This window comes from Paraburkholderia sp. CI2, assembly GCF_014201055.1.
GTDB lineage: Bacteria > Pseudomonadota > Gammaproteobacteria > Burkholderiales > Burkholderiaceae > Paraburkholderia > Paraburkholderia tuberum.
In genome coordinates, this window is record NZ_JACHDL010000014.1 from 170,319 (window position 1) to 191,307 (window position 20,989).

22 protein-coding genes and 2 pseudogenes are annotated in these 20,989 nt (G+C 62.5%); 11 read left to right on the top strand and 13 right to left on the bottom strand.

The window, feature by feature from the left end; translation table 11 throughout:
* Positions 1 to 279: 279 nt before the first annotated feature.
* Positions 280 to 1,290 carry a LysR family transcriptional regulator gene (locus HDG32_RS20315; protein ID WP_184070185.1) on the bottom strand — a complete coding sequence of 337 codons (1,011 nt, stop codon included), beginning with the start codon at positions 1,288 to 1,290 and terminating at the stop codon, positions 280 to 282.
* A 122-nt stretch (positions 1,291 to 1,412) separates the two neighbouring features.
* Between HDG32_RS20315 and HDG32_RS20320 the strand changes: the two genes are divergently transcribed.
* The 4 genes from HDG32_RS20320 to hemP all read left to right on the top strand — a co-directional run bounded on the left by HDG32_RS20320 (position 1,413) and on the right by hemP (position 3,908).
* Entirely contained in the window at positions 1,413 to 2,291 is an 879-nt protein-coding gene (locus tag HDG32_RS20320; RefSeq protein ID WP_184070187.1) for a pirin family protein, read from the top strand.
* Between the two features lie 205 nt (positions 2,292 to 2,496).
* Positions 2,497 to 2,895, top strand: a complete 399-nt coding sequence (locus HDG32_RS20325; RefSeq protein ID WP_184044399.1) for an OsmC family protein — start codon at positions 2,497 to 2,499, stop codon at positions 2,893 to 2,895.
* 85 nt (positions 2,896 to 2,980) lie between these two features.
* Positions 2,981 to 3,463, top strand: coding sequence for an SRPBCC family protein (locus HDG32_RS20330; RefSeq protein WP_184070189.1), 483 nt, complete (start codon positions 2,981 to 2,983; stop codon positions 3,461 to 3,463).
* Between the two features lie 184 nt (positions 3,464 to 3,647).
* Complete coding sequence (gene hemP / locus HDG32_RS20335; protein WP_184070191.1) at positions 3,648 to 3,908, top strand: hemin uptake protein HemP; 261 nt, start codon at positions 3,648 to 3,650, stop codon at positions 3,906 to 3,908.
* Positions 3,909 to 4,186: 278 nt separating this feature from the next.
* Here the strand turns inward: hemP and HDG32_RS20340 are convergent, their stop codons facing one another.
* The 5 genes from HDG32_RS20340 to uvrB form a co-directional block, all read right to left on the bottom strand.
* Complete coding sequence (locus tag HDG32_RS20340; RefSeq protein ID WP_184070193.1) at positions 4,187 to 5,596, bottom strand: 4Fe-4S binding protein; 1,410 nt, start codon at positions 5,594 to 5,596, stop codon at positions 4,187 to 4,189.
* Positions 5,593 to 6,438, bottom strand: coding sequence for an FTR1 family protein (locus HDG32_RS20345; RefSeq protein WP_184070195.1), 846 nt, complete (start codon positions 6,436 to 6,438; stop codon positions 5,593 to 5,595). The genes HDG32_RS20340 and HDG32_RS20345 overlap by 4 nt, the downstream gene beginning before the upstream one ends.
* A gap of 108 nt (positions 6,439 to 6,546) precedes the next feature.
* Positions 6,547 to 6,879, bottom strand: coding sequence for a cupredoxin domain-containing protein (locus tag HDG32_RS20350; RefSeq protein ID WP_184070197.1), 333 nt, complete (start codon positions 6,877 to 6,879; stop codon positions 6,547 to 6,549).
* Between the two features lie 112 nt (positions 6,880 to 6,991).
* On the bottom strand, positions 6,992 to 7,540 hold the full coding sequence (locus HDG32_RS20355) for an iron transporter (RefSeq protein WP_184070199.1): 549 nt from the start codon (positions 7,538 to 7,540) through the stop codon (positions 6,992 to 6,994).
* 340 nt (positions 7,541 to 7,880) lie between these two features.
* Positions 7,881 to 9,974: an excinuclease ABC subunit UvrB gene (gene uvrB / locus HDG32_RS20360; RefSeq protein WP_184070201.1), complete on the bottom strand. Its 2,094-nt coding sequence runs from the start codon at positions 9,972 to 9,974 to the stop codon at positions 7,881 to 7,883.
* A 510-nt stretch (positions 9,975 to 10,484) separates the two neighbouring features.
* Between uvrB and HDG32_RS20365 the strand changes: the two genes are divergently transcribed.
* Entirely contained in the window at positions 10,485 to 11,684 is a 1,200-nt protein-coding gene (locus HDG32_RS20365) for an amino acid aminotransferase (protein ID WP_184070202.1), read from the top strand.
* Positions 11,685 to 11,839: 155 nt separating this feature from the next.
* Here the strand turns inward: HDG32_RS20365 and HDG32_RS20370 are convergent, their stop codons facing one another.
* The gene (locus tag HDG32_RS20370) at positions 11,840 to 13,072 is read right to left on the bottom strand and encodes a patatin-like phospholipase family protein (RefSeq protein WP_184070204.1); all 1,233 of its coding nucleotides are present in this window, start codon (positions 13,070 to 13,072) and stop codon (positions 11,840 to 11,842) included.
* Between the two features lie 10 nt (positions 13,073 to 13,082).
* The gene (locus tag HDG32_RS20375; RefSeq protein WP_090803833.1) at positions 13,083 to 13,880 is read right to left on the bottom strand and encodes a 3-hydroxybutyrate dehydrogenase; all 798 of its coding nucleotides are present in this window, start codon (positions 13,878 to 13,880) and stop codon (positions 13,083 to 13,085) included.
* 235 nt (positions 13,881 to 14,115) lie between these two features.
* On the opposite strand from HDG32_RS20375, the gene HDG32_RS20380 reads away from it, so the two are divergent.
* Both HDG32_RS20380 and HDG32_RS20385 read left to right on the top strand, forming a co-directional pair.
* Positions 14,116 to 15,087, top strand: a complete 972-nt coding sequence (locus HDG32_RS20380) for an aldo/keto reductase (protein WP_184070206.1) — start codon at positions 14,116 to 14,118, stop codon at positions 15,085 to 15,087.
* 119 nt (positions 15,088 to 15,206) lie between these two features.
* Positions 15,207 to 16,052, top strand: coding sequence for a 23S rRNA (adenine(2030)-N(6))-methyltransferase RlmJ (locus tag HDG32_RS20385; protein WP_184070208.1), 846 nt, complete (start codon positions 15,207 to 15,209; stop codon positions 16,050 to 16,052).
* A gap of 77 nt (positions 16,053 to 16,129) precedes the next feature.
* Here the strand turns inward: HDG32_RS20385 and HDG32_RS20390 are convergent, their stop codons facing one another.
* The 4 genes from HDG32_RS20390 to cueR form a co-directional block, all read right to left on the bottom strand.
* The gene (locus HDG32_RS20390; RefSeq protein ID WP_184070210.1) at positions 16,130 to 17,170 is read right to left on the bottom strand and encodes an ABC transporter substrate-binding protein; all 1,041 of its coding nucleotides are present in this window, start codon (positions 17,168 to 17,170) and stop codon (positions 16,130 to 16,132) included.
* 223 nt (positions 17,171 to 17,393) lie between these two features.
* Positions 17,394 to 17,744 (bottom strand): hypothetical protein, encoded by a 351-nt coding sequence (locus HDG32_RS20395; protein ID WP_260336535.1) that lies wholly within the window; start codon positions 17,742 to 17,744, stop codon positions 17,394 to 17,396.
* Positions 17,745 to 17,998: 254 nt separating this feature from the next.
* Positions 17,999 to 18,145, bottom strand: coding sequence for a DUF3563 family protein (locus tag HDG32_RS20400; RefSeq protein ID WP_018418650.1), 147 nt, complete (start codon positions 18,143 to 18,145; stop codon positions 17,999 to 18,001).
* Between the two features lie 295 nt (positions 18,146 to 18,440).
* Positions 18,441 to 18,863: a Cu(I)-responsive transcriptional regulator gene (cueR, locus tag HDG32_RS20405; protein WP_018418651.1), complete on the bottom strand. Its 423-nt coding sequence runs from the start codon at positions 18,861 to 18,863 to the stop codon at positions 18,441 to 18,443.
* A 134-nt stretch (positions 18,864 to 18,997) separates the two neighbouring features.
* Between cueR and HDG32_RS20410 the strand changes: the two genes are divergently transcribed.
* Together HDG32_RS20410 and HDG32_RS20415 are read left to right on the top strand one after the other, a co-directional pair.
* A complete protein-coding gene (locus tag HDG32_RS20410) occupies positions 18,998 to 19,201 on the top strand; it encodes a heavy-metal-associated domain-containing protein (protein WP_090803824.1) in 204 nt (67 codons plus the stop codon).
* A gap of 11 nt (positions 19,202 to 19,212) precedes the next feature.
* Entirely contained in the window at positions 19,213 to 20,163 is a 951-nt protein-coding gene (locus HDG32_RS20415) for an SDR family oxidoreductase (protein WP_184070211.1), read from the top strand.
* A 33-nt stretch (positions 20,164 to 20,196) separates the two neighbouring features.
* Here the strand turns inward: HDG32_RS20415 and HDG32_RS20420 are convergent.
* Positions 20,197 to 20,388, bottom strand: a pseudogene (locus tag HDG32_RS20420) (transposase domain-containing protein); the annotation flags it as partial.
* 81 nt (positions 20,389 to 20,469) lie between these two features.
* On the opposite strand from HDG32_RS20420, the gene HDG32_RS20425 reads away from it, so the two are divergent.
* Complete coding sequence (locus HDG32_RS20425) at positions 20,470 to 20,772, top strand: hypothetical protein (protein WP_260336536.1); 303 nt, start codon at positions 20,470 to 20,472, stop codon at positions 20,770 to 20,772.
* Between the two features lie 18 nt (positions 20,773 to 20,790).
* Positions 20,791 to 20,989 (top strand): annotated as a pseudogene (locus tag HDG32_RS36510) (hypothetical protein); the annotation flags it as partial.

Consider the following 20,989-nt stretch of genomic DNA (forward strand, 5'->3'; position numbering starts at 1 on the left):
TCGGCCGAAGACTGATAGCTTTTATCACCGCATGCGAGGGCCGTGGTCGACACGGACAACGCGGTCAGCCCTATCAGGCCCGCTATGATAGCGGCCATGAGTTTTCGCATAGGACACTCCTTAGCGAAAGGGATTTCACTATATGCCTGTGTGCGCGCGCATTCAAGCAAACGACCATTGAAAGTAATCATGACAGGCCGCGCTTAAATGCTAAAAACGATTTCCGAAGCGCGCTAGCGGCCCGCGGCGCACCATGCCCCCTTCAGTTGCCACAGAGCCTCATGAAACCGCCGCCGACGCAGCGGAGGAAGCCCTCGCCACCGATGCCTGCGCCGCCGCTTTTTCGGCGCGCTCAGGACACTCGCCGATGATGTGCTTGCCCTCATCCGGATCGAGCATCTCGACCAGATAATCGACGAACGCGCGCACGGCCGGCACCATCCCCTGACGCGACACGAACACCGCGTACAACTGCGGCGTCGGAAAACTCCAGCCCGGCATCACGGGCGACAGTTGCCCCGCTCTCAACGCGGCTCCATACATCATCTCCGGCAATGCGGCGATGCCGACGCCGGCGAGCACCGCCTCGCGAATCGTCATCAGATCGGCGGTCACGAGGCGCGGCTCGTGTTCGTGAGCATGGCGCGTGCCGTCGGGCGAGATCAGGTTGTACACGTGGCGGCCGTCGCTCGTCGGCACGTCGAGTGTTTCGAAGCGGTTCAGGTCGCCCGGCGTCAGCGGCGGCGCATTCTGCTGCAGCAGGCTCGGCGCGCCGACCAGCATCTGCTCGGTGCGCCACAGCGGCCGCACGACGATGTTCGCGTTTTCCGGCGGATCCGAACGCACGCGCAGTGCGACGTCGATCGAATCCTCGAACAGATCGACCACGCGATTCGTCACGCGCATCACGACGCGCACCTCCGGAAAGCGGTGCATGAATTCCGGCAGGATCGTCGACAGAATCGTCTGCGAGATCGTAACCGGCACGCTGACGCGCACCGTGCCGCGCGGCGACGAGCGCAGCTGCTGCACGACATTGACCGCCGCCTGCGCTTCGCTGAGCATCGCCTGACAGTGCTGGTAGAACAGCTGCCCCGCTTCGGTCAGTGCGAGCTTGCGAGTGGAACGCTGCAACAGGCGCACGCCGAGCGACGCCTCCAGCTCCGTGAGCCGACGCGACAGGCGCGACTTCGAAATGCCCAGCATCCGCTCGGCGGCCGAAAATCCGCCATGTTCGACGACCTGCGAAAAGTACATGAGGTCGTTCAGATTGTGTGAATCGATCTTCATCTCATCGTTCCATGAATAGAACAATCCATTGCTGAGGGACGGCTGGCACCGCCAAAAACGGTCCCTATAATAGCCCCATGTTTCAGAAATCGCGCTATTCCCCATTTTTCGAGGTGATATTGATGACTACGTCACGCACGATCGAACGCACGTTCCCGTCGGTTCGCACAGTGGAGGGCGGCGGATTCATCGTTCATCGACCGTTTCCGACGCGTCTGCTGATGGACTTCGATCCGTTCCTGCTGCTCGACGAAATGGGGCCGGTCGACTATGCGCCAGGCGAGGCCATCGGCGCGCCCGATCATCCGCATCGCGGCTTCGAGACGGTCACCTATGTGCTCGAGGGCCAGTTCGGCCACAAGGATTCGGCGGGCCATTCCGGCACGCTGCACGCCGGTGACGTGCAATGGATGACCGCGGGCGCGGGCGTCGTGCATAGCGAAATGCCGGACCCGGAATTCACGCGCACCGGCGGTCGCGTGCACGGCCTGCAGCTATGGGTGAACCTGCCGCGTCGCGACAAGATGATCGCGCCGCGCTACCAGGAAATTCCGTCGACACGCATTCCGGCCGCGACGTCCGAAGACGGTCAGGTGCGCGTGAAGGTCATCGCGGGCGAAGCGCTCGGCGTCAAGGCCGCGATCGAAACGCACACGCCGATCCTGTATCAGCATTTCTCGTTGCAGCCGGGCGCCACGATCCGCCAGCCGGTACCGGCCGACTATCGCGTGTTCGCGTATGGGCTGTCCGGCAAGGGCGTGTATGGCGAAGGCGACGCGCGCGCGGACATCGACGCGCGCACGATGGTGGCGTTCGCCAACGACGGCGACGCGGTGACCATCACGGCCGGCGACGAACCACTCGAAGTGCTGCTGCTCGGCGGCGTGCCGCTGAAGGAACCGGTGGTGCGTTATGGTCCGTTCGTGATGAATACCGAAGACGAGATCCGTCAGGCGGTGATCGACTATCAGGCCGGGCGGATGGGCACGATCACGCACTGACAGGCGAGCGCGTGCCGCGCGTTTGTCACGCCTGTCGGCGCGAGGCGAAGCTTGCCACCAGCCACGCGCGCGCCGCCAAATCATCCGCCACGGGCCGCGAACGCCGGTAAATTCGTTCACAATAACGGCTCATGTCGCGCAGCCCGCGTTGATTTCGACAGTCCGCGGCGCGCGACGCTATTAGATCCCTATCAGAGGAGCGCGTATGGCAGAGCCCACCGTCACCGCCCACATCGGTTCGACGAATTTCCAGGTCGTGTTCGACGACGGCAAGCACACGTGGCTTGCCGACGAACCCGAATCGCTAGGCGGCGGCGACCGCGGCCCGACGCCGGTCTCGCTGCTGCTGTCGAGCCTCGGCGCTTGTACGTCGATCACGCTAAAGATGTACGCGCAGCGCAAAGGCTGGCCGCTCGCGGGCGTACGCGTGAAACTGTCGATGGAAACCGGCGACGCAGGCTCGACGATCGACCGTCAGATCATGCTCGATGGCGAACTCTCCGGCGAGCAGCGGGAACGGCTTTTGCAAATTGCCAATGCGTGCCCGGTGCACAAGATCCTCACGCACACGATCTCGATCCGCTCCGCGCTCGCGGTCGCTTAACAGTCGCAGCAAACGCGCATAGGACGGTCGGACGCCGTCCGTTCGGGTCACGGGTATTGCACTATTTTCATAGGACGCAGTCGTCTTGAATTTCGAACACCTTATTCAGATCAACGATCCGTTGAATCCCTTCGTCGAATCGATGACCCGCGAGCAGCTGTGGGAAGGGCTCGTGCTGCGCGCCGAGCAGCCGCAACTGTTCGTGATGGGTCTCGACAGCTGCACGATCCTGTCGCGCGACGGCAATGTGCTCGAGCGTGAGTTGCACTACGGCCACGCCACTGTGCGCGATCGCGTCACACTGCAGGAAACCGAAAGCGTGCGCTACGACATCCTGCCGACCGCCGAGCACGTCGGCGGCTCCCTGACGATGACGATCGAGCAGCCCGATGAGTTGCAGTTGTTCCTACGCTTCGAGTACGCGACCACGCTGCCCGTCTCGACCGACCAGGACGCCGTGCAGACGCAGGAGATCGTCAAGTCCGCGTATCGCGAGAACGATATCGATACGGTGCGGCTGATCCGCCAGTACGTCGCGGCCGGGCAGGAACCGGGACCGTTGCACTGACATACCGCGCGGGCGCCCTGCCCGCGCTTTCGCGGGGCCATGTCAGAATGGCTTCCAGAATCGCCATCTAGACGCACTTTCATTCAACTATCAAAAGTCGGACCCGATCAATTTCTCGATCTTGCAAATAGGAATGGTTATCATTTAGAATGATCACATCGAATCGACGAACAAGCTAAAACGAATGACCGATATGACTCGCTCCTCCACGCTCAGCCTGCGCCGCTCGGCGGCCGCGCTAACCAGCCGCCCGCAATCGTCGACGACGGCCGCGCCCGCGGCGAAACCCGGCGCGCAAGGCACCGCCGGCCAGAGCGAGACGTCGGAACGGGTCGTGCGCAGCGACGCGCTGCTGCAAGGCCATAGTCACATCAGCATCGTGCACAACGGCGACACGTATCAACTGCGTGCGACGCGCCTCGGCAAGCTGATCCTGACGAAGTAGCAAGACACGAGGTAAGTACCGGGTATTGTGGGGACCACCTCCCAGAGAGGTGTTAGGCATTAGCCAGCCACGACGGTTTGCACGCGAGAACTAGACCCCTTCGTGCAGACACCAAGCCAGCCGTCGCAGCAAGCCAGGCCGCTTTTTTGGTTCTCGCTCGAAAGCCGATGCGCGCAACGGCGTACATCGCTGAAAATGATAAAGCCGTGGGGTGTCACCATCCCACGGCTTTTCGTTTGCGCTTGCGCCTGCGTTCGCACCGGACACAGGCTGAAGACTTACTTCGAAGCCCAGCCCCAGAACATCAGCCACCACGCGCTATTGACGACCGCAAGCGCCGCGACGAACCACAACATCGCCAGCGCGCGTTGCACGAAGCGCTCGCTGTAGCGGCGCGTGACGAGCCACGCGAGCCATGCGCTCCACGCGCTCGCAATCACGAGAATTGCGATGCGCAGACCCGACGCCCACCACAGCGACACGTGCTCGGCGCGCAGCAGCGACAGCGTCGTCGCCGACAAACCAAGGAATACGCCCGCGCCCGCGATCGGAATCAGCCCCTGCGTCAAGTGATGCAGACGCGTTGCGTCGAAGCGCCCGAGCATGCGCGTCGCGCCCGTCAGCAACAGCAGCAGCACGGTGCCGTAGACAAGCGCCGTCGCGAGGATGTAGCCGATCAGCAGCGAGCCGTCGAGCCACGAGAACACGTCGTTCTGGTCGGGGTAATGCGTGAACAGGAACCACGGCGCGTTGGTGTCGAGCGGCCACGTGATGTCGCGATCGACGAGCCACGTCGCGGCGAACATCTTCAGGTCGATGAACCAGCGCGACGCGGTCCAGTGGAACGCGCCGATCGCGATGCCGAGCAGGCCGTACAGGATCAGCGCGGTGTCCCACGGGTTCGCCTTCTTGTCGCCCAACTGCACGATTTCGGTCGACGGCTTGCGCCACGTCAGCGCGATCGCATCGCGGTGTCCGCTGCAGCGGCCGCACATATGGCAGTCCGCCGCACCCTTCATGTTGCGCAACGGCACGAGCGGCGCGCAGTTGATCGGAATCACGCGATGCCCATGCTCGCCGTTCGTGTACGAGCGGCGCCACGCGTCTTCGTCGACCTTGTAGTGAAACGGCGCGAGCCGTGACAGAAGCGAAAAAACCCCGTTGACGGGGCACAGGTATTTGCACCAGACGCGCTTCTCGCGTCCGTATAGCAGACCGATCACGATTGCCGCGAAGGTCGAGCCGCCGAGCACCAGCAACACCGCTTTCGGATACTGGTAGACGCTCACCATCTGCCCGTAGATCGTCGTGATGCCGAACGCGACGAACGGCCAGCCGCCCCAGCGCATCCAATGCGGAATCGCGCGACCGCGGCCGAATTTGCTCGCGAATTCGGCGAGCGCGCCCTCCGGACACAGCACGCCGCACCAGACGCGGCCGAGCATCACCATCGACAGCAACACGAACGGCCACCAGATGCCCCAGAACACGAACTGCGCGGCGAGCGTCAGGTTGTTCCACAGATGCGCGGTGTCGTCCGGCAGCGGCATCAGCGCGGGCACGACGATCAGGAACGCATACACCGCGACCACGACCCACTGGATGCCGCGAATCACCGCGCCGTGGCGCTGCATCCACTGGCCGGCCGCCGCGAGGCGGCCCGGCCGGGAAGCCATCACGGCGCTCATGCCGCGCGCCCTACCGTCTGCTGCGCGGGCTTGCGACTGGCGCGGCGCACGAGCAGATAAACGACCGCCCAATACACGGCATAGGCGAGCAGATTCATCAGCGCCGGATGCGCGCGGTAGCCGGTCAGCGTCGCGACGAGCGAACCGAAGGTGCTCGAGTCATCGAGAATCGCCGACGAATTCCACAGCTGGTCGACGAGCGTCGGCAGGATTTCCTTGTCGATCAGCTTGTCGACGCCGGTCTGGAACAGCCCCGCGCCGAGGAACAGCAGCATGATTTCGGTGACGCGAAAAAAGAGCCGCCACGAGATGATCTTGCCGCCGAGCTGCAACACGTAGAAGGTCAGGAACGCAAGCGCGAGACCGATCACGACAGCGAGCATCTGACTGCCGTCGACATGACCCGACTGGCCAAAGCCGAGGCCGTACAGGAAGATCACGGTTTCGCTGCCTTCGCGCGCGATCGCCAGTGCGACCAGCAGCGCCACGCCCCACCAGTTCGAATCGCGCTGGCTCTTTTGCAGCGACTGTTCCATGTCGCGCTTCAGCGTGCGGCCGTGCTGCTTCATCCACAGCACCATCTGCACGATCAGCACGCAGGCGATGAGCACCATCGCGGTCTGGAAGTAATCCTGCGCGTCACCGGAGAGCACCTCGGTGAAGCCGACCAGCGCCGCGCCGAGCGCCACCGCCGCGATCACGCCGGCCGCCACGCCGCCCCACAGGTACGACAAGCCGCGGCGGGCGTCGTCGTCGCCGTTTTTCAACCACGCGTACAGGATGCCGACGACCAGCAGCGCCTCGACGCTCTCCCGCCACACGATGAACAGAATCTGACCCATTCAAGCTCTCCCTTCGATCCTTCTACTGCCCGCTTCCGTTGCCTCGCGCGACCGACAGCGCCCGCTTGCCGTGGCGAGTTCGCGTTCGCATTCGATCGAGACCACTGCTTACTTCGCGACGATCACGCCCCGCGCCTGCTGGTGAAAGTCGTCGAAAAACTTGTATTCGCCCGGCTCCAGCGGAGCGATCACGACGAACGAATCAGCGCCCGGCGCCAGAACCTTCTCTTTACGCAACTGCACGCTTTCGAATTCGGCCGCGCCCTTGCCGGTGTTGCGTACTTCGATCTTGATACGCTGGCCTGCCGGCACTTCGATGCGGGCCGGGTTCAGTTTGCCGTCGTTCATTTCGAGCTTGAAGGTCGGCAGGTCGGCTGCATGAGCCGTGGCCGCCAGGCAAAACGTGGCGGCAAGCATCGCGATCTTTCGGTTGATTCTCATTGCCCTTTCCGGAAAACGCGACGCGCCAACGCCAGATATGACTCCGACTGTCCGCGCGCCGTCTGCTGCATTCACTGATATGTTGAGCGACCGCGTTGGCACCGCGCGCCGATCAGTAACCGCCCTTCTTGCCGATGCCAGCGAAGGTGAAGTCGTATTCGAGCGTGATTGGCTTGAACCACGGACCCACGCCGGTTTCCTTGTCGACGTGACGGCCGAACGCCATGTGGCCCATTTGCATCGGCGGTTCGACGATCAGCTTCAGGTGATACTTGCCCGGGCCTTGCAGCTTGACGTTGTCGCCGTAGTGCGGACCATCGTTCGCGACCATCGGCATCAGGTCCCCCTTCAACGGCTGGTTCGAGCCGGCCTTCGTCAGTTCGTAGTGCACCTGCAGATACGGCATCCAGTCGCCTTCGGCGAAACCGGTCGGATTGTTCTTGACCGCGTGGATGTCGGACTCGAGGTGAATGTCCGAATCCGACGCCTTGCGCATCATGCCTTCAGGTTCCATCGTGACCGGCTGCAGGTAGACCGCGCCGATTTCCATGCCGCCCTGGATCTGCTGTTTGCCGATCGGATATTCGGCGGCCGAGGCCGACAGCGCCGCGCCAGCAGCTAGCGCTGCCGCGCCACCGCGCACAAAGGAAGAAATCCGCATTGAAGCTCCTTGTTTCTATCAGACTGGAATCGATTTCATTGAAACACTGCGGCCGCAAGTCAGATGTAAATTTAAATGCGAACCATTCTCAATATTGGGGCGAGTTTATCATCGATCGTTGACGAGAACAAACCTGTCAGCACGCTCTGCCTGATGTCAGCAGGGTCTTAAGGCTCGCTTAAGAAACCTTCGTGCGGCGGGGAAACAGGGACGGAATTCGTCACGGCCAGGTTGGCCGCGCCGACGGCTGCAGCGGGACCTAAAGCGCCGGCCGATGTGAACAGGCGCGGCAAGTGGCCGCGCCCTTTCGTGGTGGACAAGAGCGGTGGAGGGACGCTAGCTATTCGACGCCCGACACGTGGTCGCCGACGTTCGCGCCGAACACGCGCTGACGCAGCAGCGCTAGCTGGTCGCGGGTCTGCGCGGCCTTCTCGAATTCGAGATTCTTCGCGTGCTCCATCATCTGCTTTTCGAGGCGCTTGATCTCCTTGGCGAGTTGCTTCTCGGACATGTCCTCGAACTTCGCGCGGGTTTGCTGCTCCTTCAACTCGGCACGCGCTTCGTCGATGTTGTACACGCCATCGATGATGTCGCGAATCCGTTTCACGACGCCGCGCGGCGTAATGCCGTGCGCGGCGTTGAACGCGATCTGCTTCGTACGGCGCCGCTCGGTTTCGTCGATCGCGCGACGCATCGAGTCCGTGATGTTGTCTCCGTACAGAATCGCCTTGCCGTTCACGTTACGCGCCGCCCGGCCGATGGTCTGGATCAGCGAACGCTCGGCGCGCAGGAAGCCTTCCTTGTCCGCGTCGAGAATCGCGACGAGCGACACCTCGGGAATATCGAGCCCCTCGCGCAGCAGGTTGATCCCGACCAGCACGTCGAACGCGCCGAGACGCAGATCGCGGATGATCTCGACGCGCTCGACCGTGTCGATGTCGCTGTGCAGATAGCGCACCTTGATGCCGTGGTCGGCCAGGAACTCGGTGAGCTGCTCGGCCATCCGCTTGGTCAGCGTCGTGACCAGCACGCGGTCGCCGGCCTTGACGCGCTCGTTGATCTCGCCAAGCACGTCGTCGACCTGGCTGCGCGCCGGCCGCACCTCGATTTCAGGGTCGACGAGGCCGGTCGGACGCACAAGCTGTTCGGCGACCTGCCCCGCGGTCCTCTTCTCGTAATCGGCGGGCGTCGCCGACACGAACACGACCTGGCGCATCTTGCGCTCGAACTCGTTGAACTTGAGCGGCCGGTTGTCGAGCGCCGACGGCAGCCGGAAGCCGTAGTCGACGAGGTTTTCCTTGCGCGCGCGGTCGCCGTTGTACATGCCGTTCAGCTGGCCAATCAGCACGTGCGATTCGTCGAGCATCATGATCGCGTCGGGCGGCAGGTAATCGACGAGCGTCGGCGGCGGCTCGCCCGGCGCCGCGCCCGAGAAGTGCCGCGAATAGTTCTCGATGCCCTTGCAGAAACCGAGCTCCTGCAGCATTTCGAGGTCAAAGCGGGTGCGCTGCTCGAGGCGCTGCGCCTCGACGAGCTTGCCTTGGCTATAGAAGAATTCGAGGCGCTCGCGCAGCTCGGCCTTGATCGTTTCGACGGCGCGCAGCACGGTATCGCGCGGCGTCACGTAGTGCGACGACGGATACACGGTAAAGCGCGAAATTTTCTGCCGCACGCGGCCGGTCAACGGATCGAATAGCTGCAGCGTCTCGACCTCGTCGTCGAACAGCTCGACGCGCACCGCCATCTCGGCGTGCTCGGCCGGGAAGATATCGATCGTGTCGCCGCGCACGCGGAACGAGCCGCGCTGGAAGTCGGCTTCGTTGCGGCTGTACTGCATCGCGATCAGCCGCGCGATGACGTCGCGCTGGCCGAGCCGGTCGCCGGTGCGCAGCGTCAGGATCATCTGGTGGTATTCGGACGGATTGCCGATACCGTAAATCGCCGACACCGTCGCGACGATCACCACGTCGCGCCGCTCCATCAGGCTCTTGGTCGCCGACAGCCGCATCTGCTCGATATGCTCGTTGATCGACGAGTCTTTCTCGATGAACAGATCGCGCTGCGGCACATACGCTTCCGGCTGGTAGTAGTCGTAGTACGAAACGAAGTACTCGACCGCGTTGCGCGGAAAGAACTCGCGGAACTCCGAATACAGCTGCGCGGCGAGCGTCTTGTTCGGCGCGAACACGATCGCCGGGCGGCCGAGCCGCGCGATCGTGTTGGCCATCGTGAAAGTCTTGCCGGAGCCGGTCACGCCGAGCAGCGTCTGGAACGCGAGACCGTCGCCGACGCCTTCGACGAGCGTGTCGATGGCCGTAGGCTGGTCGCCGGCGGGCAGATACGGCTGGTAGAGCTTGAACGGCGAACCTTCGAACGTGATGAATTTTGATTCGTCGAGCGTATCGTCGGCTTCAGTCAGATGGTGTTCGGACATGAGGGGCGGCACCGGGCCTTGGGCAAAGAATCATTCTAACGGGTTGCGGAAAGCGAAGATCGAGCGGGCTTACGTAGGGCGGACCTGGGCGCCCGTGTGTTATGGCCCTTTGCGGACTTGCGCGCCCTGACGGGGTTTACCGCGAACTCCCATCCCGGGCTCTGTCCTCCACGCCACGCGTCATCGTGGCGCAGTCAGCGCCAATGGACAGCGCACCTCGGCCTGTTCGCGCCGTCGACATCGCCACGCCCGCTCGAATTCCTTACTGCCACATGGCTCTCCAGTGCCTGTTTTTCAAGCAAATAATCGCCTTTTGCCCGTCTGGTCGTCCGAAAAAAGCGCCCGGATTCGTTACAATGCGAAGTTGCGCTCGCTCGCCGCTGTCCATAGGCCGTCCCCGATTTTCGCGTTTCGTCGAACTCACGCCCACCCGCGAAACGCCGCAGACGCCCCAGATGAGGCCGCTCGCGCGCGAAGCCGCCCTCTTTTCACTACTGCTGCCCACCCATCATGTCTCTGTTCTCCGCCGTCGAACTTGCTCCCCGCGACCCGATTCTGGGCCTGAACGAAGCTTTCAACGCCGATACGCGCGCCACCAAGGTCAACCTCGGCGTTGGCGTGTACTTCAATGAAGAAGGCAAGATTCCGCTGCTGCGCGCCGTGCGCGAGGCGGAAAAGGCTCGCGTCGAAGCCGCGCTGCCGCGTGGCTATCTGCCGATCGAAGGTATCGCCGCTTACGATGCCGCCGTGCAAAAGCTGCTGCTCGGCAACGACTCGCCGCTGATCGCGGCCGGCCGCGTCGTGACGGCGCAGGCGCTGGGCGGCACGGGCGCGCTGAAGATCGGCGCGGACTTCCTGAAGCGCGTGAATCCGAATAGCAAGGTCGCGATCAGCGATCCGAGCTGGGAAAATCACCGCGCGCTGTTCGAAGGCGCGGGCTTCGTCGTCGAATCGTATCCGTACTATGACGCGCAGACGCACGGCGTGAACTTCGATGGCATGTTGAGCGCGCTGAACAGCTATGAGGCGGGCACGATCGTCGTGCTGCATGCGTGCTGCCATAACCCGACCGGCGTCGACCTCAGCGTCGAGCAGTGGAAGCAGGTCGTCGAGGTCGTCAAGGCGCGCAACCTCGTGCCGTTCCTCGATATCGCCTACCAGGGCTTCGGCGACAACATCGAAGCGGACGCGGCAGCCGTGCGTCTGTTCGCGGCGCAGGAACTGAACGTGTTCGTGTCTTCGTCGTTCTCGAAGTCGTTCTCGCTGTACGGCGAGCGCGTCGGCGCACTGTCGATCATCACCGCGAGCAAGGAAGAAGCGGCGCGCGTGCTGTCGCAACTGAAACGCGTGATCCGCACCAACTACTCGAACCCGCCGACGCACGGCGGCTCGGTAGTCGCGGCCGTGCTCGCATCGCCGGAACTGCGCGCGACGTGGGAAAGGGAACTGGGCGAAATGCGCGAGCGCATCCGCGCGATGCGCAATGGTCTCGTCGAGCGTCTGAAGGCAAGCGGCGTCGATCGTGACTTCAGCTTCGTGAACGCACAGCGCGGCATGTTCTCGTACTCGGGTCTGACGGCGCCGCAAGTGGACCGTCTGCGCGAAGAGTTCGGTATCTATGCGGTCAGCACGGGCCGCATCTGCGTGGCTGCGCTCAATACGCGCAACCTCGACGTCGTCGCCACCGCGATTGCTCACGTGCTGAAGTAAGGCGATTCACAGCGCGGAGGTTTGCCGTGCAAGTGCAGCAGGTTCGCCGCTGCCACCGCCTGTAAAAACGGCGCCCTTTTCTGAAAGGGCGCCGTTTTTTTATTTTCTGACGGTTCGGCCTTGGTTGGCGCAGCGTCGGGGCTCTCCGCGAGGAATCAGCGCGAATCCCGATGAATATCGTGCGTGACGAACCCGGCATCGTTTTCCGGCATATCGAGCCAGTCGGGCTGCTCGAGAGAACGGAGAATATCTTCGAGACCGCTTCGCCAATGCTCGCGCATCGTCGACAGACCGAATTGATAGTCCTTGTAGTGTCCTTCGTATTCCTTGTGCCGGTAGATCAGGTGAATCACGTTGTAGCGCTTTGAACACGACAGATCTTCGGCCAGCTTGCACCACGGATCGTCGCGTTGGTCTTCTGGCACACGGTCCAGCACCTCGCGCAGTACGTGGCGGAAACGCTGCGAGCGCTGCAGCATGTCGGTCACGAGACGCGTACGGCTCGAATACTGGATGTCTTTCATGCGCCCCTGCACGTCGGTGAGGTTGTCCGGCACCGGCCCGATCGCACTCCATAGGTCGACCTGAAACGCGAGCGTGTCGCGACGCGGCGTGGACTGGAGCATCTCGTAGAGCGGGGTATTCGACATCAGGCCGCCGTCCCAGTAGAACTGACCGTCGATCTCGACAGCCGCGAAGCCCGGCGGCAACGCGCCAGACGCTATGAAATGCTCGGGCCTGAGCGTGGTGTGGGTATTGTCGAAGTACGCGAAATTGCCCGTGCCGCAATTCACCGCGCCCACCGACACGCGTATTTCGCCGGAATTAATCCGGTCGAAATCACACAGCGACTCGAGCGTGGCCTTCAGCGGCGTGGTGTCGTAGTAGCTCGCCAATTGCGGCGGACCGGACACCGTGGGCAACGGCGGCGGGAAACGCGGCACGAAAAAGCCCTTTTGCCCTTCGACGATCGCGCTCATTGCCTGCGCTGCCGTAAATGCCTTGCGCACCGCTTCGCTCGAATTGAACAGCAGGTGCTCGATCGGAGCCGGCAAGGGCGCCCCGAACGCCGGCTGGCAGATCGTCTCCCAGAATTGCAGCAGACGCTCGACGCGTCGTTCCGGTGGATTGCCCGCAATGATCGCCGTATTCAGTGCACCGATCGAGATACCCGCGATCCAGTTCGGTTCGATGCCGGCTTCGTAAAGTCCCTGAAAGACGCCGGCCTGATAGGCGCCGAGCGCGCCGCCGCCTTGCAGCATCAGCGCGACAGTTTCGTAGTTGGGCAACCGGAGATGCCGGCGCGGGCGGGCGGCGACCGACGGACCCGCGCCCTCCCCGTCGCCCGACACGCCCGCCCGCGCCCGCTTCAGATTGCGTTGCGCCATGGGCCGCCCCTTAGTGCATGTACCAGCCGTGGCTCACGACGAACGACTGGCCGGTCAGCGCCGCGCTCGGGAATGTCGACAGGAACAGCACGGTCTGCGCGACGTCTTCGACCGTCGTGAAGATACCGTCGACGGTACCGCCCAGCATCACGCGCTTGATCACTTCCTCTTCGCTGATGCCGAATTCTTTCGCCTGCTCGGGAATCTGCTTGTCGACGAGCGGCGTGCGCACGAAGCCCGGACACACGACGTGCGAACGCACGTTATGCGCAGCGCCCTCCTTGGCAAGCACGCGCGACAGGCCCAGCAGAGCGTGCTTCGCGGTCACGTACGCCGACTTCAGCGGCGAGGCGAGATGCGAGTGGACCGAGCCCATGTAAATCACGACGCCGCCGCGATTGTCCTTGTACATGTGCTTGAGCGCGGCCTTGGTGGTCAGGAACGCGCCGTCCACGTGAATGGCCTGCATCTTCTTCCAGTCCGAAAACGAATAGTTTTCGATCGGATTGACGATCTGGATGCCGGCGTTGGAAACGAGAATGTCGATCGAACCGAATTCCTCGGCGACCTTGTCGATCCCCTGGTTGACGGCATCTTCGTTCGTCACGTCCATTGCCACGCCGATTGCCTTACCGCCGCCCTTTCTGATTTCTTCAGCCACGGCGTTCGCGCCGTCCTGGTTCAGGTCGGCGATCGCGACCGCAGCACCCGCGGCCGACAGAGTCAACGCGATCTGTTTGCCGATGCCGCTCGCGGCACCAGTGACGACGGCAACTTTGCCGTTCAGATTCGAGTTCAGAGACGACATCCAGAACCTCCATGCAGTTGATGAGCAATGAGACCACGAGACCGCGCGCGGCGAGAAGTCGGCCAAACGGTATAGACCGTTCGGCGGATGCAGCGCGGCGGCCGACTTTGCTATTGTGCATGAACCCTGTACACGACATAGGTAAAACGCACATCGAACCGTATCTCTTTAAACTGGACGCTTTCGGGCTGAATCCGGGCTCCATTCCCGTGGCATCACCAACCAGGAGACATGCATGAATTATCGACGTCTGGGCCGCTCGGGCCTGCAAGTGAGCGAGTTGTCCATCGGCTCATGGGTCACGTACGGCAACCAGGTGGATCACCGCACCGCGCGCGAATCGCTTGCCGCGGCGCGCGACGCGGGCGTCAATTTCTTCGACAACGCCGAAGTCTACGCGGGCGGCAAATCCGAGGAGATCATGGGCCATGCGTTGAAGGAGCTCGCGTGGCCGCGCGTGAGCTACGTCGTGTCGACGAAATTCTTCTGGGGACTCAACGAAGCGCCGAACCAGTACCACACGCTGAACCGCAAGTACCTGATGAACGCGATCGACGCGTCGCTGAAGCGCCTGCAGCTCGACTATGTGGATCTCGTGTTCTGTCATCGTCCGGACCCGAACACGCCGGTCGAGGAAACGGTGTGGGCAATGAGCGACATGATCGCGCGCGGCAAGGCGCTGTACTGGGGCACCTCGGAATGGAGCGCCGACGAGATTCGCGCCGCCTATGAAATCGCCGAGCGGCATCATCTGCACAAGCCGGTCATGGAGCAGCCGCAATACAACCTGTTTCACCGCAAACGCGTCGAGCAGGAATACAAACGGCTCTACGAGGACATCGGCCTCGGCCTGACCACGTGGAGCCCACTCGCATCGGGTCTGCTCACCGGCAAATATCGTGACGGCGTGCCAGCCGACAGTCGCGCGCAGTTGCAGGGCTATGACTGGCTGCGTCAGCAGCTCACGGACCCGACCCGGAACAACGTGGTCGGCCAGCTCGGCGCGGTCGCCGACGAACTCGGCTGCACGGTCGGTCAGCTCGCGATCGCGTGGATTCTGAAGAATCCGAATGTCAGCACGGTGATCACGGGCGCCTCGCGGGTCGAACAGATCGGCGAAAACATGCAGTCCGCCGAGGTGGCCAAGCGTATCACACCGGAGATAAAGCAGCGGATCGAGGAGATCATCGGCGACGCGCACGAGTAATCGCGCGCGCAGCGCCACGCACCGGGTGGCTAACCGGGCACGCGCGGTCGCGTACAATACGCGACCGCGCGTCGCCGGCTCCTTCGGGCCAGCCTGCGCTCTCTCAGCGTCCTCTCATCATGCTCAGCTACCGCCACGCCTTTCATGCCGGCAATCACGCCGACGTTCTGAAACACGCCGTCGTGTTGCAGCTCCTGCGCTACCTTGGCCAGAAGGACAAGGCCTACTGGTATATCGACACGCACGCGGGCGCCGGCGTTTACTCGCTGAAGGAAGGCTACGCGACGAAGACCGGCGAGTTCGAGACGGGTATTGCGAAACTGTGGGGCCGCAACGATCTCCCGCCGCTGTTCGCCGAATACGTCGATGAAGTCAGCGCGCTCAATGCCGATGGCCAGTTGCATTTTTATCCGGGCTCGCCATATCTTGCGTGGCGACAGCTGCGCGCGCAGGATCGTATGCGGCTCTTCGAATTGCACAGCACCGAAATCGACGTCCTGCGCCACAATTTTCGCGACGCGGGCCGACGCGCAATGCTGTATGCGGGCGACGGCTTCGACGGGATTCTCACGCTGTTGCCGCCCGCGCCGCGCCGCGCGCTGATCCTGCTCGACCCGTCGTATGAAGACAAGCGCGATTACGGGCGCACGCTGCGCTGTGTCGAGGAAAGTCTGAAGCGGTTTCCGACCGGCACGTATGCGGTCTGGTATCCGCAGGTCAAGCGCCCTGAGTCGCAGCGCTTTCCCGATCAACTGAAGCAGCTGCAGAAGGACAACTGGCTGCACGTCAGCCTGACCGTCAGCAATCCGCCGGAAGACGGCTATGGGCTGTTCGGTAGCGGCATGTTCATCCTGAATCCGCCGTATACGCTCGCCAGGACGCTGAAGGATCAGATGCCATGGCTCGTCAAAACGCTCGGCGAGGACAAGGCTGCGACGTTCAAGGTCGAATATCGCGGCAATTGAACGTGATGAGCGGCGCGTGAGCGTGCCGCGCGCGGTTCCCCGTCACCTGTCTTGCGCAACCCGTTCTCCGCATACGCTCACTTGAACTGCGCGGCCGCCTTGCTCGCGAACTGGTTCGTATAGGTAGCACTCAGATCGATCTTCTTCGGATCGAGCCGGCTATCGAACGACGACAACGCGCGCAGCGACGTCGCCGGGCCATCACCGGGCATCAGTCCGTCCGGCGAATACGCGTCGCGCACGTTGTGAAAGGCGTCGAGATAGAGCGTCGGGTCACCCAATAGATAGGCTTGCGGCACCATCTTCAGCAGATCCGCGTCGCTCGCAGTCTGCAGCCAATGATTCGCACGCACGATCGCGTTGGTCAGCGCCTGCGTTGTCTTCGGATTTTTCTGGATGAAGCTTTCGGCCGCGTAAAGCGTCGCCGCGGGCATCATGCCGCCGAACACCTCCTGCGTGCCTTTCACCGTGCGCGTATCGACAAGCACCTTGATGGCGCCGCTACGCGTGAGCTTGGTCATCATTGGATCGACATTGGACAGCGCGTCGATCTGCCCACTGCCCACCGCGGCCAGCACCGTCGCGCCGCTGCCGACGCCGATCGCCGAAATGTCGCTGCGCTGCACGCCGGCCTTGCGCAACGCAACAGTGAGCACGAGATCCGTCGACGAACCCGGTGCGCTCACGCCGACCTTCGCGCCTTTGAAGTCCGCGAGCGACTTGATCTGATCGGCCTTCGACTTCACCACGCCGATCACGATCTGCGGTGCGCGGCCCATCAACACGAACGCGCGATAGTGCTGACCCTTCGCCTGCATGAACAACGTGTGCTCGAACGCGCCCGCGCCGACTTCGGCGCTGCCGCCCACCACCGCTTCGAGCGCTTTCGAGCCGCCCGCGAAGTCTTCGAGCGTGACGTTCAGGCCTTCGTCCTTGAAGTAGCCGAGCTGCTGTGCGGCGAGGACCGGCAGATAGTAGAGACCAGGTAAGCCGCCGACGGCCATCGTCAGTGTCGGCATTTCCGGCGTGTCCTTCGCGAACCCAGCGCCGGGCAACGCAGCCAGTGCGAGCAGCATCACGCAGGTGCGCGTCGCACGCTGCATCCATTGATTGAGCATGGTGACGTCTCCTTGTTGTGTGTTCCGTTCGAAGCAGTGACGCAGGCGCACTTGCCGAGATCGAAGCTCACGGCGACGAGGCGTGCAACGATTGTCGTCGGACGGTTTCACGGACGCCATGCGCCCAAACCCGAATGAGATGGTCGGGTGCGAGGCAAGCTGGCGTATGGGGGAGAAACGGGACCGCAGAAGCACCGCCGACGATCTCTCGCGCCGTCGGTACCTATTGCGGAAGGGGCACCGCTCGAGGCATCGGCCGCGGCGGCACGCCACCACCCGCCGGCAATTGGATATACGGCGCGACCACGAACGGCGGCGACGATTCCGCAGGCAGCTCGACCGGTGCCGCGATCGGCGGCGCGGCGACGATCGGCTCCGGCGCAGGCGGCGAGCTCAGCAGTACGGTACCGCTCTGGCCATTATTGACGCCGCCAAGCGTATCGAGGATCACGGGGGGACGCCCGTTATCGGACACTGCGAATGCGTCCGACGCGGCGCAGAGGGCGGCGAGCGTCGCGATGGCGGCCGCGGCCATCACGGCTCGGAAAGTTTGCAGCGAACGGACGGAGGACATGGACAGCCCGATTGGTTATGAATGCCGTCTTGCGCGAAAAACGCCATACATTACCGCGGGCCGCGTTACGAAGCTAGTCGATATTCGCCATCAGCAGCTTTCTTGCGTCGTTCACTCGAAAAAACGTCGAAGGCACACGCGGATTTCGATGTCCAGATACGACAAAGCCCCGCTTTGACGGGGCTCGACATTGGTACTGCAACTGCACGGCCGCGCAAAAGCAGGCGCCGCCAGGTCAAACTCAAAGCGGAAACTTACAGCGAATAGCCGTTGGTTTCGAGCGAACGGATGCGCTGTTCGAGCTGAACGATATCCGACGACGAGGCGAGATATGCCTCACGACGGCTACGTTCCGCGGTTTCGAACCAGGTGCTGAGCTTCTCAAGAATGAATGCAAACATGATGTTCTCCAAGGATCAGATCGAATCCCCGGTGATTTGACATCAGGGATTTCCCGTAAAAGGGTTAACCCGCATTATAGCCTCAAGGTGCAACCTGAACAGTGAAATGCCCGCATGGTGTGCATTCCGTTTTGGAATAGTGCACCGGTAAGGTGCAATGCAGTTCCTGATTTTATTGGGATTCATCCAGGCGTCCTTTAAGTGGACGTCATTTCCGCAAGTTTTATGCGCACTTTCGGTGCATGAATCGCTCGACCTTAAGAATCGGCAGGCCGGGTTGCAGTTCGATTAGCCGCTAAAGCGGACGGCAACCTTGTCCCGATACAAGATCGGTGTCCGCCAGTCGCTCGATAATCGGACAATCTGGCCGGTCATCACCATGGCAATGATCGGCCAGATGCGCGAGAGTGTCGCGCATGTCCGTCAGTTCGGCGATGCGGCGATCGAGTTCGGCGACATGTTCGAGCGCGATCCGCTTTACTTCGGCACTTGCACGCGAGCGGTCGTGCCATAGAGCAAGCAGCCGCCGGATATCCTCGACCAGAAATCCGAGCCGGCGAGCCTGGCGAATAAAGCGCAAGGAATGCACTTCCTGCGGGCCATACACGCGATAACCGGCACTCGTGCGCGCCTTCGCAGTCAATAGGCCGACACTTTCGTAGTAGCGGATCATTTTTGCCGTAACGCCGGACACGCGGGCCGCTTCGCCTATGTTCATGACTGTTTCCTCAAGGTTGCGGCTGAACTCCAATCGATCCTACACCTTCCCATAGTGGGAAGGTCAGCTACCCAAACAAGGTACGGCAGGCATAATTCAACTATCCGCAATCTGATTCCGCCGAGGTCTTTGCAATGACAATCGAACTCCATGTAGAAGGCATGAGCTGCCAGCACTGCGTTGCCGCTGTCACGAGCGCGATTCGCGAGCACGACGCCGCCGCGCAGGTTCAGGTGGATCTCGCGACCGGCCGCGTGCTCGTGGAGTCGGCGCAACCCGTCGATGCGCTGAAGGCCGCGATTGACGAGGCCGGATACACGGTCACGTCTGTGCGCTGAGGGTGCCGCGCATGTTCAAGGTTGCCGTAATAGGTGGTTCCGGATTGCTCGGCCGCGCGCTCAACGACGAACTCGCGCGCCAGACCGGCTGGCAGACCGTCTCCACCGCATATAGCCGAACGTCTCCGCGAATGGTCGCGTTGGATGTTCGCGATAGCTTTGCGGTCGAGCGTTTCATCGACCGCGTAGCGCCGGATGCCGTCGTGATTGCCGCGGCGGAGCGCCGTCCCGATGTATGCGAGCGCGACCCGGCGCTTGCTCGCGCGCTGAACGTCGATGCCGTGCGAATGATCGCCGGGGCGGCGAACCGACACGGCGCGTGGACACTGTCGATCTCGACCGACTATGTGTTCGACGGCACGCACCCGCCCTATTGTCACGACAGCACACCTGCGCCACTGAACGCGTACGGACAGAGCAAGCTCGAAGGCGAGCGAGCGCTGACCGACACGGCCGAGGGCGGATGCGTGCTGCGTCTGCCGCTGCTATATGGTCCGATCGTCAGTTGGTCGGAATCGGCCGTGACTAGCCTCGTGCCGGCGATTGCAGCGGCGGCGGTGCCGGGGGCCCAGGCTGCCAGGATGGACGCTTGGGCGATCCGCTATCCTACGTTCACGCCCGATGTCGCTTTCGTGATCCGACAGATGCTCGAACGGCACGCGCGCGGCGAAACGGTCTCTGGCATCGTGCAATGGTCGGGCGACGAACCGATGAACAAGTACGAGATCGCCGTGCGCCTGGCAGAAGCGTTGCAACTCGACGCGCATCTGACGCCCCAGCGCACACCCACCGACGCGACGCCGCGCCCGCACAACTGTCATCTGGCATCGAGCCGTTTAGAGGTACTCGGAATCGGCCGACGCACGCCTTTCGATATGGCGATCCGGCTGGTGCTGGCCGCGTTTCCGTGGCAGGGACAGGCCAACTTCCGTATGATCCGGCACCTTGCGTGCGTGCGGTAAGCGGCTGGCGAACCCACGTTGACGGACGGTGAATCAGGCGACAGCGGTAAGAGGTTGCCAGTTATGTGGCAGCAATGCGGCGATGTCGCTTGCCCTGTGGGTGGGCGGCCGTGTCCCGATGTCTTTCAGATATGCGTGGGGTTCGTGACCGTTGAGTTGCGCTGAGCGGATGAGGCTCATGATTGCGGCCGCACGTTGGCCAGCGCGCAGCGACCCGGCGAACAATCAGATCCTATGTAGCGTGAGAGTCGTCAAGGCCCGAGTCGTAAGATTGACCGTGCCAAGGTTTGCTCAACGGAGGGCATCATGGACGCAAATCACGTTACCGGACCACATGCTGAGGGCGTCATCCTGGCAGTGTCGCTTGAACTGTCTGCCGCCCAGTGGAAGGTCGCGCTTCACGACGGATTCAGGGAGAAGCCGGCGGTCCGCATGGTCAGCGCGCCACAGGCGAACTTGCGACTGCAGGCCGTTCTCGAACTCATCGCGCAGCACAAGCAGAAGTGGTCGCTGCCGTCGAACGAGCTAGCGTCAAGACTAATGGGATGGACGCCCCCACCCGAAGCGGCATCAACGTGCCAAAGTGGATGTGTCGAAGCAACCACCTGACCGAGGGGAGCGCCCATCATGAAGATTACGACAGTTGGCATCGATCTGGCGAAGAACGTTTTTGCCGTCCATGGTGTAAATGAGCATGGTCGAACGGTGCTGAAGAAAGTGCTCAAGCGAAATGTAGATTGTCAATTACGATGGCCGCCCGAGGGACAACTATCTTGGCCGGTCGGCGGGGTTAGTTGTCGCTGCTCAGTTCGTCATAGTTGTCGCT

Bases quoted from the DNA above. Each gene is read 5' to 3' on its own strand.
- HDG32_RS20315 (WP_184070185.1), bottom strand. From the start codon at position 1,290: ATGAAGATCGATTCACACAATCTGAACGACCTCATGTACTTTTCGCAG.
- HDG32_RS20320 (WP_184070187.1), top strand. From the start codon at position 1,413: ATGACTACGTCACGCACGATCGAACGCACGTTCCCGTCGGTTCGCACA.
- HDG32_RS20325 (WP_184044399.1), top strand. From the start codon at position 2,497: ATGGCAGAGCCCACCGTCACCGCCCACATCGGTTCGACGAATTTCCAG.
- hemP (WP_184070191.1), top strand. From the start codon at position 3,648: ATGACCGATATGACTCGCTCCTCCACGCTCAGCCTGCGCCGCTCGGCG.
- HDG32_RS20340 (WP_184070193.1), bottom strand. From the start codon at position 5,596: ATGAGCGCCGTGATGGCTTCCCGGCCGGGCCGCCTCGCGGCGGCCGGC.
- HDG32_RS20345 (WP_184070195.1), bottom strand. From the start codon at position 6,438: ATGGGTCAGATTCTGTTCATCGTGTGGCGGGAGAGCGTCGAGGCGCTG.
- HDG32_RS20350 (WP_184070197.1), bottom strand. From the start codon at position 6,879: ATGAGAATCAACCGAAAGATCGCGATGCTTGCCGCCACGTTTTGCCTG.
- HDG32_RS20355 (WP_184070199.1), bottom strand. From the start codon at position 7,540: ATGCGGATTTCTTCCTTTGTGCGCGGTGGCGCGGCAGCGCTAGCTGCT.
- uvrB (WP_184070201.1), bottom strand. From the start codon at position 9,974: ATGTCCGAACACCATCTGACTGAAGCCGACGATACGCTCGACGAATCA.
- HDG32_RS20365 (WP_184070202.1), top strand. From the start codon at position 10,485: ATGTCTCTGTTCTCCGCCGTCGAACTTGCTCCCCGCGACCCGATTCTG.
- HDG32_RS20370 (WP_184070204.1), bottom strand. From the start codon at position 13,072: ATGGCGCAACGCAATCTGAAGCGGGCGCGGGCGGGCGTGTCGGGCGAC.
- HDG32_RS20375 (WP_090803833.1), bottom strand. From the start codon at position 13,880: ATGTCGTCTCTGAACTCGAATCTGAACGGCAAAGTTGCCGTCGTCACT.
- HDG32_RS20380 (WP_184070206.1), top strand. From the start codon at position 14,116: ATGAATTATCGACGTCTGGGCCGCTCGGGCCTGCAAGTGAGCGAGTTG.
- HDG32_RS20385 (WP_184070208.1), top strand. From the start codon at position 15,207: ATGCTCAGCTACCGCCACGCCTTTCATGCCGGCAATCACGCCGACGTT.
- HDG32_RS20390 (WP_184070210.1), bottom strand. From the start codon at position 17,170: ATGCTCAATCAATGGATGCAGCGTGCGACGCGCACCTGCGTGATGCTG.
- HDG32_RS20395 (WP_260336535.1), bottom strand. From the start codon at position 17,744: ATGTCCTCCGTCCGTTCGCTGCAAACTTTCCGAGCCGTGATGGCCGCG.
- HDG32_RS20400 (WP_018418650.1), bottom strand. From the start codon at position 18,145: ATGTTTGCATTCATTCTTGAGAAGCTCAGCACCTGGTTCGAAACCGCG.
- cueR (WP_018418651.1), bottom strand. From the start codon at position 18,863: ATGAACATAGGCGAAGCGGCCCGCGTGTCCGGCGTTACGGCAAAAATG.
- HDG32_RS20410 (WP_090803824.1), top strand. From the start codon at position 18,998: ATGACAATCGAACTCCATGTAGAAGGCATGAGCTGCCAGCACTGCGTT.
- HDG32_RS20415 (WP_184070211.1), top strand. From the start codon at position 19,213: ATGTTCAAGGTTGCCGTAATAGGTGGTTCCGGATTGCTCGGCCGCGCG.
- HDG32_RS20425 (WP_260336536.1), top strand. From the start codon at position 20,470: ATGGACGCAAATCACGTTACCGGACCACATGCTGAGGGCGTCATCCTG.